The sequence below is a fragment of the Paenibacillus lycopersici genome (assembly GCF_010119935.1).
GTDB classification, from domain to species: domain Bacteria; phylum Bacillota; class Bacilli; order Paenibacillales; family Paenibacillaceae; genus Paenibacillus_Z; species Paenibacillus_Z lycopersici.
This window is the reverse complement of the sequence record NZ_CP048209.1, coordinates 467,501-480,562: the sequence shown is the minus strand read 5'-3', so window position 1 is coordinate 480,562 and position 13,062 is coordinate 467,501. Positions and strand designations below refer to the sequence as shown.

Sequence of the window (13,062 nt, the reverse complement as noted above, 5' to 3'; positions counted from 1 at the left end):
AAGCCGGGCAAGCGGCATGCCCGTTTAGCGCGCGTCCGCTTCAATAACGCTCGGTTCGCGCACGCTCGTAAGCGCCAGGAAATTGCGCAGCAGGCTCATGCCGAGATCGCCGCTCTTCTCCGGATGAAATTGCATGCCGTACACGTTGTCCCGGCCGACGATCGCCGTCACTTGCCCGTTATAGTCCGTCGTCGCCAGCAGATCGCTCGCGCGCTCCGGCTTCACATGGTACGAGTGCACGAAGTACACATGCCCCTGCTCGAGTCCGGCGAACAACGGCGTATTCTGACGGAACTCCAGCTTGTTCCAGCCCATATGCGGCACCTTGAAATCGCCCTTGAACCGGATGACCGTACCCGGGAGCAGGTTCAGCCCCTGATGCGGACCGTATTCCTCGCTCTCGCTGAACAGCAGCTGCATGCCGAGGCAGATGCCGAGCAGCGGCTTGCCGGACGCCGCGTAGAAGCGCGTCACTTCGTCAAGGCCGGTATTGCGCAAGTTCTGCATCGCGTCGCCGAATGCCCCGACGCCCGGCAGAATCGCGCCGTCCGCTTCCATGATCGTCTTCGCGTCGGCCGTGACGACCGCCTCGCAGCCGAGCCGTTCCACCGCCTTGCTGACGCTGTGCAGATTGCCCATGCCGTAATCGATGATCGCGATCATCTACAGCACTCCTTTCGTCGAAGGCACTCCTTGCACGCGCGGGTCGATGCTTGTCGCCTCGTCAAGCGCGCGGCCAAGCGCCTTGAATACCGCTTCGATCATATGGTGCGTATTAAAGCCGTAATGCACGATGACGTGCAGGTTCATACGGGCCTCCATCGCCAGCTTCGCGAGGAATTCATGGACGAGCTCCGTCGTGAAGCTGCCCACTTGCTGGGACGGATACTGCGCGCGATATTCGAAATGCCCGCGATTGCTCAAGTCGATGACCACCTGCGCCAGCGCCTCGTCCATCGGCACGAATACCGATGCATAGCGCTTGATGCCGCGCTTGTCGCCAAGCGCCTCGCGAATCGTATGGCCCAGGCAGATGCCGATGTCCTCGACCGTGTGATGGTCGTCGATCTCCACGTCGCCGCGGGCTTCGACGGTCAAGTTGAAATGGCCGTGCTTGGTGAACAGGTCCAGCATATGGTTCAGGAACGGAACGTCCGTTTCCAGCTTGGAGATGCCCGTACCGTCGATGCCGAACGAGAGCTTGATGTCCGTCTCGTTTGTTTTGCGCGCCACCTCGGCTGCGCGAATTGCGTTATCCGCCATAGTAAGCAACCTTCTTTCGCGTAATATATCGGGACTGCTCCCTCGTCTAACGCTCCCGCTCCAGCCGGATCTCGATGGCTCTCGCGTGCGCTTCCAGACCCTCGTGGCGGGCTAGCGCAATGATTTGATCGCCGTTTGCCATCAGCGCGTCCTTGCTGTAATAGATCAGGCTCGACTTCTTCACGAAATCGTCCACGTTCACCGGCGAGGAGAACCGCGCCGTGCCGTTGGTCGGCAGAATGTGGTTCGGTCCGGCGAAATAATCGCCGACCGGCTCCGAGCTGTACGGACCGACGAAGATCGCGCCCGCGTTCTCGATCCGGCCCAGCAGCGTCATCGGCTCGGCCGTCATGATCTCCAGGTGCTCCGGCGCCATCCGGTTGACGGCGGCGATCGCCTCGTCCATCGTCTCGGCCAGCAGGATCGCCCCGTAGCCTTCGATGGACTGCCTTGCCGTACCTTCCCGCGGCAGCGTCGACAGCTGCTGCTCGACTTCCGTCGCCACGGCGTCGGCCAGCGCTTCCGAGGCCGTCACGAGAATGGCCGACGCCATCTCGTCATGCTCCGCCTGCGACAGCAGATCCGCCGCGACATAGGCGGGATCCGCCGTTTCATCGGCCAACACGACGATCTCGCTCGGTCCCGCGATGCTGTCGATCGCCACGACGCCGAACACCGCGCGCTTGGCCAGCGCGACGTAGATATTGCCGGGTCCGCAAATTTTATCGACCGGCGGGATCGTCTCCGTGCCGTACGCGAGCGCGGCAATCGCCTGCGCGCCGCCGACCCGGTACATTTCCTTGACGCCGGCTTCCGCGGCCGCGACGAGGATGTACGGGTCGATGCCCGTTTTGCCACCGGTCGCGGGCGGCGTCACCATCACGATCTCCGGCACGCCGGCTACCTGCGCCGGAATCACGTTCATCAGCACGGACGACGGATAAGCCGCCTTGCCGCCCGGCACGTAGACGCCGACGCGCTTAAGCGGCCGCAGCAGCTGGCCGAGCATCGTGCCGTCCGGCTGCACGTCCACCCACGACTGCCGCAGCTGCTTCTCGTGGAAGGCGCGGATATTCGCCGCCGCCTGGCGGATCGCCGTCAGGAAGTCCGCATCGACGCGGTCGTACGCCGCCTGAATCTCTTCCTCCGTCACGCGAAGTCCCGCGGCGTCCACTTGCACCCGGTCCAGCTGCTCCGTGTACCGCAGCAGCGCCGCGTCCCCTTCCGTCCGAACCGCCTCGACGATCCGGGCGGCCGTTTCGTTTTGCTCCGGTGAACCGTAGTCCACTTTGCGCGTCAATCCAAACTGCTCCGCTCGCAGCTTTCTCATGCCGCATCGCTCCTTTCGCACTTGCGCTCTATAGGGACGGCAGGCCTCTCGGCCTTACGTTCCAGTTCATTTACATGCCCGGCTTCGCCGCGATCGCGCTCTGCAGCTTGTCGCACAGGCTCTGTATGGCTTCGTTCTTCATCCGGTAGCTGACGCGGTTCGCGATCAGCCGGCTCGTAATGCCGAAGATCGTCTCCATCTCGACGAGACCGTTCTCGCGGAGCGTCTGGCCGGTCTCCACCATATCGACGATCCGGTCGGCCAGCCCGATGAGCGGCGCCAGCTCGATCGATCCGTTCAGCTTGATCACCTCGACCTGCTGCCCCTGCTCGCGGAAATACTGAGAAGCCACGCTCGGATATTTCGTCGCGACGCGGGGATGGATGACCGGCTGCCAGTCCGGCAGTCCGATGACGGACATCCGGCACTTCGCGATGCCGAGATCGAGCAGCTCGTAGACGTCCTTGTTCTCCTCCATCAAGACGTCCTTGCCCACGATGCCGATATCCGCCACGCCGTATTCCACATAGGTCGGCACGTCGACCGGCTTCGCCATAATGAACGACATGCCCGCTTCCGGCAGCTCGATGATCAGCTTGCGCGTATCGTCGAAGTCGCTCGGAATCGGCACGCCGGCTTCCCTGAACAGCTTCGAAGCTACTTTATAGATGCGGCCCTTCGGCATCGCCACCTTCAACAGCTCGCGTCCCGAATCGGCCGCCTGCAAATTCTCCTGATTCATGTCCGCCTACTCCCTTTCCCGGCTGCCGCCGAAGTAGGTCAGCAGCTTCGTAAATGCAGCGCCTTTATAGCGCAATTCCCCGTCGTTCGCGCCGGCTGTCTCGGCTTCCCGCAGCGCTTGCCGCGCATCCGCATCCACGCGCTCCGTCACGACCGCGGCGGCCGTGCCGCTCTCGCGCAGCGTGCGCGCCTTGTCGAAGGCCGCCGCGCGGCCGTCCGCATCGTACGCGATCAGCACGCGCTCGGCGTTAGGCTCGCCGCCGGCGCCGATCAGCTCCAGAATCCGCGTCGTCTTGAGCGCAAACCCCGTCGCCGGCGCCGGACGCCCGAACTGCTGAAGCAAGTTATCGTAACGGCCCCCGCTCGCCACCGGGAAGCCCAGATCGGCGGCGTAAGCCTCGAACGTCATGCCCGTGTAATACTTAAAGTCGCCGATCATCGTCAAATCGATCAGCACATGCTCGCAGACGCCGTGCGCCGCCAGCGCGTCCCACATTTCGCACAGATGGCGAATGGAGGCCTGCGCCGTCGCATCCAGGCTGAGCGCCAGCGCTTGGCTGCAGATCTCCTGGCCGCCGCGCAGGCGCGTGATGCCCTCGAGCTCGCTGCGCATCGCATCGGACAGCGTGAGCGAGCGCAGCCGCTCCCGGTAGCCGACATAGTCGCGTCCGAGCAGGAACGCCTTTAGCTCCTCCTGCGCCTCATGCTCGCCGGGCAGCGCCTCCTCGAACAGGCCGTTCAGGAACCCGACATGGCCGATGGCGATTTTGAACCGGCTTACGCCGGCCGCTTTTAACGAAGCGATGGCCAGCGCCACCACTTCCGCATCCGCATCCGGGGATGCGTCGCCGACGAGCTCTACGCCGGTCTGGAAGAACTCCGCCTCGCGGCCGGCTTCTTCTTCGATCGCCCGGAACACGCTCGCGTGGTAGGACAAGCGGATCGGGAATTGCACGTCCTTCAGGACGGAAGCGACGACCCTCGCGATCGGCGCCGTCATATCGGAACGCAGCACGAGCGTCGTGCCGCGATTATTGAGCAGCTTGAACAGCTTCTGGTCCGATGTCGAGCTCGCGACGCCTACCGTGTCGTAATATTCCATCGTCGGGGTCATGATTTGCTCATAGCCCCACGAGCCCATGCAAGCGAGCACTTGATTTTCGATCTGTCTCAGCTTCGTCACCGCATGCGGCAAATAATCCTTAACCCCAATCGGTTTTTCGAACACCTTCGGTTTGGACATTTATTTTCACCTTCAGCGCTTTAGTTTGTTAACGTGTTACCATATTACCATACTGCCAAAATAAAGGATTAGTCGTAATGATACCACGGTCGTATTATTCCGTCAATACGGCGTCCGCCATCAGCCCGCGTTCTTGTCCGCGCCCCGCCGCCGCTTGCGAAGCATTCGCCGGCCATGCTTGTCCTCCCAAGCGTTCACCAGCAGCTTCGCCGAGACGATTGCCAGAATCGCCGTGCCGAAGGCGCCGAACTCCAACAGAAACCGGGAAGCATCGCTTCCCGGTTTCTGCATGCCCGTGCCCTCTTTCATCAAATCGATCAGCGCGGTCGGATTGTCCTCCTCGCCGCCGGCGTTGACGCGGTAGCCGTTCTTCTGCCCGTAGGCGTTGATGCCGCTCTTGACCGTGAACGTGATGTCGATGCCGAGCTTATGGCAGAGGCGAAGCACCGGCATCGAGTACGCTCCGTACGGGAACGCCAGAACCTTGTCTTGATTGCCGAGTCGCTGCGCCAGAATCGTGTCCGCTTTCGTCAGATCGGTCTTGACCCGGTTCAGGTACTCCTTCGTCGTCTCGCTGCGCTTCAGCTTCTTCACGTACATCGGCGCTTCCAGCATCGGCAGCTGCTTGCCGCCTTTGCCGTCATGTGACGCGTAGGCATGGGAATCGAACGTATGGTTATAGAAATCGTAGCCGTTCCGGTGCATGTCCTCCACCTGCTGCCAGGTCACCTTCGGAATGCCGACATGCTTCGGATTGCCGACCGTGTTCACGATCAGGAAGTTCGTCGCCGGCACATGAAATTGCTTGAGCACGGGGTACGTGTCCGTGTAGAACGATTCGTAGCCGTCGTCGAACGTCATCAGCACGGCATTGTCCGGTACGGGCGCATCCTTCAGAATAAACTGCCTGTACTGTTCCATCGTGATCCAGTGGAAATTGTTCCGCTGCATCAGCGTAAGCTGCTGCTTGAATTTCGCCAGCGAAAGCGCCTTGTCATCCTGCGGCTTAGCGGCCACTTCATGGTACATCAGCACGATCACGTGATTCCGGTAGTAGACGCCGTGCGGCGTATCCGCTGCGGCGCTCCCCGCAATCGAACCGCTTGGCGACGGATGGCCGGCCGCCACCGGCCGCCGCGAAGGGCCGCGCTGCTGTACGGCAGCGGCGGAGGACGAATGCGAGAATTTCATCTGCATATAATACCCGCCTGTCAGCAAGGCGCTGAAGGCAACCAATACCATCATCAAAGTCGCTTTCCGATTCATGCCGTCTCACCGGTCCCTTCGCTTCTGAATCTCCTGCATCGGATTGCCGCCGACGAATGCCCCGGGCGGCACATCCTTGTGCACCACCGATCCCGCCGCCACGACGGCGCCGTCGCCGATCGTAACGCCCGGCAGAATCGTCGTGTTCGCGCCGATCATGACGCTCGAGCCGATGCGAACCTGACCGAGCCGATACTCGCCGATCAGATACTCGTGCGTCAAGATCGTCGTATTATAGCCGATAATCGAATTATCTCCGACCGCGATTTTCTCCGGGAAAAACACGTCCACCATCACCATCAGCGCAAACGCCGAGTGGCGCCCTACCTGCATCCCGAGCACATGCCGGTAAATCCAATTTTTCACCGGCAGTGAGGGACAGTAGCGCGCCACTTGTATGAATAGAAAGTTGCGTATCACCTTCCAGCGGCTGATGGTCCGGTACACCTGCCAAAGCGCGTTCGGCCCTTCCACAGGATAACGTTCCACGTTTCTCACAACGATTACTCCAATCCCGCTATGGCGTAGAGATCGCGCATATCGTGGATAATATGGCGCGCGCCGTTCTCCTTTAGCAGCGCTTCGCCCTTGAGCGACCAGGCCACGCCGACGGATGCGACGCCCGCCGCCTCGGCGGATTGAATGTCGACGACGCTGTCGCCGACCATCAGCGCTTCCTCGGGCCGGATGCCGAGCGCGTCCAGCGCCCGCTGCACCGGCTCCGGATGCGGCTTCGGATGCGTCACATCCTCGATCGTTACGATCGCTTCCGGCACCACGTAATCGTACAAGCCGACATAGCGCAGGCCGCGTTCGGTCGTCAGCCGGATTTTGGTCGTGACGATGCCGATCCGGATACCGGCCTCATGCAGACGCGCAAATACATCCTTCACGTACGGAAAAGCCTTCACGTATTCGTCATGCAGCTGCAAATTCACTTCCCGGTAAGCCGCGACCAGATCCTCGACCTGCTCGCGGCCCGAGAACAGCCGGAATTGCTCCGCCAGCGGAAGTCCCATGCTCGGAATGATATGTTCCCGGTTAAACTCGGGCGGAACGGTGCCTTTCAACGTTCGAAGGAAGGACTCGATGATCAGCTCGTTCGTATCCATGATCGTGCCGTCCAAGTCGAACAACATTGCTTTCAATTCAGTCGTCATGCCGGTCGAGTTGCTCCTTATTCCTTGATGCCGGAATTGCCTGCGCCGTCCACGGAATCGCCGCTTGAATGCTCAAGAGGCTTATCATCGGATTGGGCGGAAGCGCGTGCAGACTCTTCCGCGCCTGCAGGCCGTCCGGTCTTGAAGTTAATGATCGGATCGTTATAGCGTTCCGAAGCCGCACCCGAGCGGCGGCGAATGAAGATCATCGCGATCGAAACAATGATGAGCAGTACCGCGAGCAGCTGCGAGACGCGAATATTGCCGTAGGTTTGGTCCAAGAAGCCTTGCTTGAAGCCGAACGCCTTCATCGGCGACCAAATCCCGTTCAACAACGATGCCGCCCAGTCCGCGCCGCGGAAAGCCAAGCTGTCCGTACGGAGACCTTCGACGTAGAAACGTCCAAGGGAATACCAGATGAAATAGGCAAACAGCAGCTCGCCCGCCCGCAGGAACGGTCGGCGGCGGAGGATGAAGAAGATCACCAATCCGAGCAGGTTCCACAAGGATTCGTACAGGAACGTCGGGTGATGGTAGATCCCTTCGACATTCATTTGATTGACGATCCAATTCGGCAGATGAAGCGTATGGCGCAGGAAATTCTCCGACACCTCGCCGCCGTAGGCTTCTTGGTTAACGAAGTTGCCCCAGCGTCCGATCATTTGGCCTGCGATTAGCGAAGGAGCGCAAATGTCGGCGACTCGCCAGAAGCTGTACCCCTTTTTCCGGAAATAGATGATGCCGCAGGCGAACGCCCCGATCAACGCGCCATAGATCGCTATGCCGCCGTTCCATATTTTGAAGACATCCATCAGATGATGCTTATACTCATTCCATTGAAACGCCACAAAATATATGCGCGCTCCGATAATGGCCGACGGTACGCCGAACAGCAATAAATCCATGAAGAAGTCCGGCGACAGCCCGAAGCGTTTGCCCTCCTGAACGGCAAGCAGCAAGCCCACGAGCGCGGCGGTCCCAAGAATGATGCCGTACCAATGCACGTTGATCGAACCCAGCGAGAACGCAATCGGATCTAAACGTAATCCAAACATGCCGTATCAAGGCTCCTTTACTAATTATCCGTAATGGTGAAACAGATCAACGCCCGCGTCAGGACTCAATCGAAATCATCGGCATCTTCCGCGATCGTTTCCGTCAGCTTGTTCGTGAACTGCAGCGCGGCATTGTAGCCCATCCGCTTCAGCCTGAAGTTCATCGCCGCCACTTCGATGATGACGGCCAAGTTCCGTCCGGGCCGAACAGGCACGGTAACGATCGGCACATCCGTATCGATGATGCGGGTCGTCTCTTCATCCAGGCCGAGACGATCGTACTGCTTGTCTGCCTGCCAGTTCTCCAGCTTGATGACCATGCTGATGCGTTTGTTGTTCCGTACTGCGCCCGCGCCGAATAACGTCATGACGTTAATAATGCCGAGACCGCGAATCTCCAGCAGATGGCGAATCAATTCAGGCGCCGTGCCGTGAAGCTGGCCGTCCGACGTTTGCCGAATCTCGACGGCGTCGTCGGCTACGAGCCGATGGCTCCGCTTGACGAGCTCGAGCGCCGTTTCGCTTTTGCCGATGCCGCTGCCGCCTGTAATCAGCATCCCTACGCCGTACACGTCCACGAGAACGCCATGTATCGTAGCGGAAGGCGCCAGCTTGCGCTCCAGGAAATTCGTGATGCGGCTCAAGAAAATCGTCGTCGCCGTGTTGCTGCGCAGCACCGGAATTTGCCGCTGATTCGACTGCTCCAGCAATTCCGCCGGCGCATCCAGTCCCCTTGTAATGATGAAGCATGGCGTCTCGTCATCGAAGAGCCGCTCTACGCGGTCGATCCGCTCTTGACTCGTGAGCGTATCCATGAACGTAATTTCCGTTCTCCCGAGAATCTGCACCCGTTCCTTCGGGTAATAATCGAAATAGCCCGCCATCTCAAGTCCGGGACGCGACAAATCGTCCAGCGTAATGCTGCGTTTCAGGCCATCCTCGCCACTCAAGATCTCGAGCTGAAATTGACTCACGAGATCCGATACCTTCACTTTCTTGCCCAATTGATTGGCCTCCTAACAAATCGCAGCCAGCTACGAGTGATTGTATATAAATTAATCCAGTTGTATTCATCCTATAGGAAATAAGCACCGAAAGCAACGCCTAACCAGGCAGTCCGGCCGACAGTCGGGGATCCGGCAGCAAAGCAAAAAGGCCGCCCGATTGATTCGGACGGCCTCTGGTATTAAAGGAATGCTTATGCTTCGAATACGTTCAGTTCGCTTTCTTTGTCGAAGATATGAACTTTGTTCATATCCAAAGCGAGTTTCACGTTCGTACCTTCTTTAACGCCGGAACGTCCGTCGATACGCGCGATAACCGTATCTTTGCCGAGGCCGTTCAGGTACAGGTACATTTCGTGACCAAGGTTCTCGGCAACTTCAACGTGAGCGTTCACGATCGTTTGCGGGGAAGCCTCGATGAATACCGGCTCTTCATGCAGATCTTCCGGACGGATACCCAAGATGATCTCTTTGCCGATCAAGCCTTTTTCACGCAGCAGCTGCGCTTTGCCGTCTGGAACAAGAACATCGATGTTCGTCGATTTGAAACGAACGGCACCGCCGGCTTCGTTCAACGTACCTGTGATGAAGTTCATTGCAGGAGCGCCGATGAAACCTGCTACGAAGATGTTGACCGGGTGGTTGTACAGCTCTTCCGGAGAAGCGGCTTGTTGAATGATACCGTCTTTCATAACGACGATACGGTCACCCATTGTCATAGCTTCGATCTGGTCATGCGTTACGTAGATAACGGTCGTTTCCAGACGTTTAGCCAGTTTGGAAATTTCCGCGCGCATTTGACCACGGAGTTTAGCATCCAAGTTGGAGAGCGGCTCATCCATCAAGAATACTTGCGGCTCACGAACGATTGCACGGCCGAGAGCGACACGCTGACGTTGACCACCGGACAACGCTTTTGGTTTACGGTCAAGCAAATGTTCAATATCGAGAATTTTAGCGGCTTCACGAACGCGTTTGTCGATTTCCGCTTTTTTGAATTTACGAAGTTTAAGGCCGAACGCCATGTTTTGGTAGACGTTCATGTGAGGGTACAGGGCGTACGATTGGAATACCATCGCGATGTCACGGTCTTTAGGGGCAACGTCGTTAACGAGACGCTCGCCGATGAACAGTTTACCTTCGGAGATTTCTTCGAGACCTGCGATCATACGAAGCGTTGTGGATTTACCGCAACCGGATGGACCGACAAGAACCAAGAATTCCTTGTCTTTAATGTCAAGGTTGAAATCTTTAACCGAAGCGAGATCACTACCCGCATATTTTTTGTAAACGTGCTCTAAGCGTACACCAGCCATTTGTATTTCCCCCTAACGATTATTGTCTTTCACTACATTTAGTTTATATCAGCACTGTCCAAATGACTATGCACATACTATACAAAAAAATTAAGCCCTTTTCGTCACTTTATACAATAGTAAAATAATTTTCACAAGTACCGCGTCCCGGAACTGCCGTACATCCAATTCCGTCTCCTGCTTCAGCTTGTCCAGACGGTAAAGCAGCGTATTGCGATGGATATACAGCTTCTTCGCGGTTTCGCTTACATTGCAGTCCAGCGCGAAGAACGTTTCGAGCGTCGTTAGAATCTCAGGATCCAAGAAAGCATCCGTCCGCTTCAACGTCTGCTCCACGAATTTGATGCGGTGGGCTTCGGGAATCGTGTTCAACAGTCGCTCCAGGTGAAGCAGCCAGGGCAGATGGATGTTCGAACCAAGGTGAAACGCCCTGCCAAGATGAACCGTTTCCCTGAGAAGCGCCGTCGTGCCGACAATGGAATTAGCCGGCGAGACCGGATGGGACACCGCCAAATGACATTCCCCGATCCATTCGCTTTCGAGCATCTCATGCAGTCCGAATGCGATCGATGCCAGGCTTTCCTCCAGCGATTCTTCTTCCTCTTCGTCGCGCTCGCCCGCCTGCGCATCGCTAATGAGGGAAGCCGGGCCGAGAATCAGCCACTCCTGTTCCTTCAATGGAATGATCTGCACGTCTTCCGCCAGAAACGTACGCAGCAGCTTCTCCAGCTCGCTGAAGCCCGACACGCTCGGTTCAGACTGTTCGCATACGAGCAGGAAAGGAATCATCGTCGAGAACAATCTGCCTCTGGAAATCAGCCGGTCCGGCAGCAGCAGCTTCGGGTCGCTTGCGTCGAGCTGTTCATCGATCCAAGCGCCCAGCTCCCTAGCATACCGTTCCGATTCGCCCATGCCTACATAATCCTTCGAACGATCGGCAAGCATCTGGGACGCCGTCCAACCGATCAGACGCAGCTCTACATCGCTGAAGGGCTTCCGGTTCACTTCTAGAACATGAACCGTATCGGCCTCCTGTTCAAGCGCGAACCACGCGACGCCTTCGGGACCGTTAACATACTCGCCAATTGTAACCGCATTCGTTTTGTCCTTCGTCAGTTGATCTTGCAGACGACGGCCTTGTTCGCTGCTAAGCAGAAGCCAGTCTTGTAATGGGAGCCTATGCTCTCGAACCGGGCAATCCAGAACAGCTTGCAATTGCGTTATCCATTGTGCATCACTCATGGCCTTGCCCCTATCCAATGCACATCATCGTGCACGTTTTTAAAAGATTAAGAAAGGAGAAGTTTCATCCTATTAAAAAGAACGCTTACGGCAGTTTCACCTTGTCGACAGTATATCACAAAAAGGCGCTTTATTCAGCTTAACGCAAGCAGCAGGATCAGCGATAGGAGAGAGAACAAGGCAGCGACGAGATAGATGAAGGAAACCGTTTGGATCTGCGTGAGGCCCCAGCGCATGAGGACATGATGGGTATGGAGCTTGTCGGCGCGGTGCAGGCCCTTGCCCGATATCAATCGGCGCAGCATCACGACGGCCGTATCCAATATAGGCACGCCGAGCGCCAGCAGCGGCACAGCCACCGTTACGAGCGTTGCGCTCTTGAATGCGCCGTCGACGGCAGTAACCGCCAGCGCATACCCGAGAAACGTCGCGCCTGCGTCCCCCATGAAGATCCGTGCCGGATAGAAATTGTAGAACAGGAACGCCGCGCAGGCGGCAACCAGAATGATCGCGAGCAGCGCAGTCGGGTATTGCTGCTTAATAAGCGCCGCGATGAACAAGGTGAAGGAGGACAAGGTCGCCACCCCAGAGGCCAGCCCGTCCACGCCGTCTATAAAATTAATCATGTTGATTAAAGCAAACACCCAGATAATCGAACTCACGACGCCCAACCAATACGGAAAGAAAATCATGCCGTGCGGGCCTGTAAGGCCTTCGATGCGAATGTCGAACAGGAGCGGTATTGCCGCTACGCCCATATAAGCGATCACACGCGGCCATACCGGGAAGTCGGCGCCGCGCGACTTCGCCGCATCGTCCATCAGCCCGACTACGACAAGGATGCAGCCGCCGATACTAATCGTCATACTGAGCGGCGTTATGCCTTGAACAATAAACATCGTTGCGATAACGCCAATGTACAGCGCCGCACCGCCCATAAGCGGGATAGGCGATTTGTGGATCTTACGCGCGTTTGGCCGATCGACAAAACCGAACCGGATCGCATATGTCCGGAGAACCGGAACGAGTATCGCTACGATTGCAAAACAAACAAGTGCAGCCACTCCGTACTTCATGCTGTGACAGACCCCCTGAATCGACATCGCTGTGCTTTTTCATGTCTTTGGGTTCAGTTTGCCCTCGGCAGGATGAAATACTCGGCTTTGCAAACATCAAAAAAACCTGCAGGTCTAAGACCGGCAGGTTGTAACTGGCGTCGAAATGGTGAGCCATGTAGGACTCGAACCTACGACACCCTGATTAAAAGTCAGGTGCTCTACCAACTGAGCTAATGGCTCTTGCTGTAAATGGTGGAGGGCGATGGATTCGAACCACCGAACCCGAAGGAAGAGATTTACAGTCTCCCGCGTTTGGCCACTTCGCTAGCCCTCCATGCATATGGCAAAAGGCGTTAGCCTCTTGAACATAAATGGTGGCTCGGG

13 protein-coding genes and 3 tRNA genes (1 of these 16 running past the window's edge) are annotated in these 13,062 nt (G+C 57.6%); all 16 read right to left on the bottom strand.

Translation table 11 applies throughout. The features are described 5' to 3' along the window. Positions 1–24: 24 nt before the first annotated feature. Positions 25–663 carry an imidazole glycerol phosphate synthase subunit HisH gene (gene hisH, locus GXP70_RS02185; protein WP_162354966.1) on the bottom strand — a complete coding sequence of 213 codons (639 nt, stop codon included), beginning with the start codon at positions 661–663 and terminating at the stop codon, positions 25–27. Beyond that, positions 664–1,263, bottom strand: coding sequence for an imidazoleglycerol-phosphate dehydratase HisB (gene hisB, locus GXP70_RS02180; RefSeq protein WP_162354965.1), 600 nt, complete (start codon positions 1,261–1,263; stop codon positions 664–666). Positions 1,264–1,309: 46 nt separating this feature from the next. Beyond that, a complete protein-coding gene (gene hisD / locus GXP70_RS02175) occupies positions 1,310–2,593 on the bottom strand; it encodes a histidinol dehydrogenase (RefSeq protein ID WP_162354964.1) in 1,284 nt (427 codons plus the stop codon). Positions 2,594–2,663: 70 nt separating this feature from the next. Continuing rightward, entirely contained in the window at positions 2,664–3,335 is a 672-nt protein-coding gene (hisG, locus tag GXP70_RS02170) for an ATP phosphoribosyltransferase (protein WP_162354963.1), read from the bottom strand. A 6-nt stretch (positions 3,336–3,341) separates the two neighbouring features. Beyond that, positions 3,342–4,577 carry an ATP phosphoribosyltransferase regulatory subunit gene (locus GXP70_RS02165; RefSeq protein WP_162354962.1) on the bottom strand — a complete coding sequence of 412 codons (1,236 nt, stop codon included), beginning with the start codon at positions 4,575–4,577 and terminating at the stop codon, positions 3,342–3,344. A 120-nt stretch (positions 4,578–4,697) separates the two neighbouring features. Continuing rightward, positions 4,698–5,843 (bottom strand): polysaccharide deacetylase family protein, encoded by a 1,146-nt coding sequence (locus GXP70_RS02160; protein WP_225442636.1) that lies wholly within the window; start codon positions 5,841–5,843, stop codon positions 4,698–4,700. Positions 5,844–5,849: 6 nt separating this feature from the next. Next, on the bottom strand, positions 5,850–6,341 hold the full coding sequence (locus GXP70_RS02155; RefSeq protein ID WP_162354961.1) for an acyltransferase: 492 nt from the start codon (positions 6,339–6,341) through the stop codon (positions 5,850–5,852). A gap of 5 nt (positions 6,342–6,346) precedes the next feature. Beyond that, positions 6,347–7,003 (bottom strand): pyrophosphatase PpaX, encoded by a 657-nt coding sequence (gene ppaX, locus GXP70_RS02150; protein ID WP_162354960.1) that lies wholly within the window; start codon positions 7,001–7,003, stop codon positions 6,347–6,349. 17 nt (positions 7,004–7,020) lie between these two features. Beyond that, on the bottom strand, positions 7,021–8,058 hold the full coding sequence (lgt, locus tag GXP70_RS02145; protein ID WP_162354959.1) for a prolipoprotein diacylglyceryl transferase: 1,038 nt from the start codon (positions 8,056–8,058) through the stop codon (positions 7,021–7,023). A gap of 65 nt (positions 8,059–8,123) precedes the next feature. Continuing rightward, entirely contained in the window at positions 8,124–9,062 is a 939-nt protein-coding gene (hprK, locus tag GXP70_RS02140; protein WP_162354958.1) for an HPr(Ser) kinase/phosphatase, read from the bottom strand. A gap of 194 nt (positions 9,063–9,256) precedes the next feature. After that, positions 9,257–10,378 carry an ABC transporter ATP-binding protein gene (locus GXP70_RS02135; RefSeq protein WP_162354957.1) on the bottom strand — a complete coding sequence of 374 codons (1,122 nt, stop codon included), beginning with the start codon at positions 10,376–10,378 and terminating at the stop codon, positions 9,257–9,259. Positions 10,379–10,468: 90 nt separating this feature from the next. Beyond that, positions 10,469–11,620, bottom strand: a complete 1,152-nt coding sequence (locus GXP70_RS02130) for a PucR family transcriptional regulator (RefSeq protein WP_162354956.1) — start codon at positions 11,618–11,620, stop codon at positions 10,469–10,471. 134 nt (positions 11,621–11,754) lie between these two features. Next, positions 11,755–12,519, bottom strand: coding sequence for an MraY family glycosyltransferase (locus GXP70_RS02125; RefSeq protein WP_318652401.1), 765 nt, complete (start codon positions 12,517–12,519; stop codon positions 11,755–11,757). A 323-nt stretch (positions 12,520–12,842) separates the two neighbouring features. Next, positions 12,843–12,918: transfer RNA gene (locus tag GXP70_RS02120), tRNA-Lys, on the bottom strand. Positions 12,919–12,928: 10 nt separating this feature from the next. Then, positions 12,929–13,012 (bottom strand) — tRNA-Tyr (locus tag GXP70_RS02115). 38 nt (positions 13,013–13,050) lie between these two features. After that, positions 13,051–13,062, bottom strand: a tRNA-Phe gene (locus tag GXP70_RS02110); it runs 64 nt beyond the window's last position.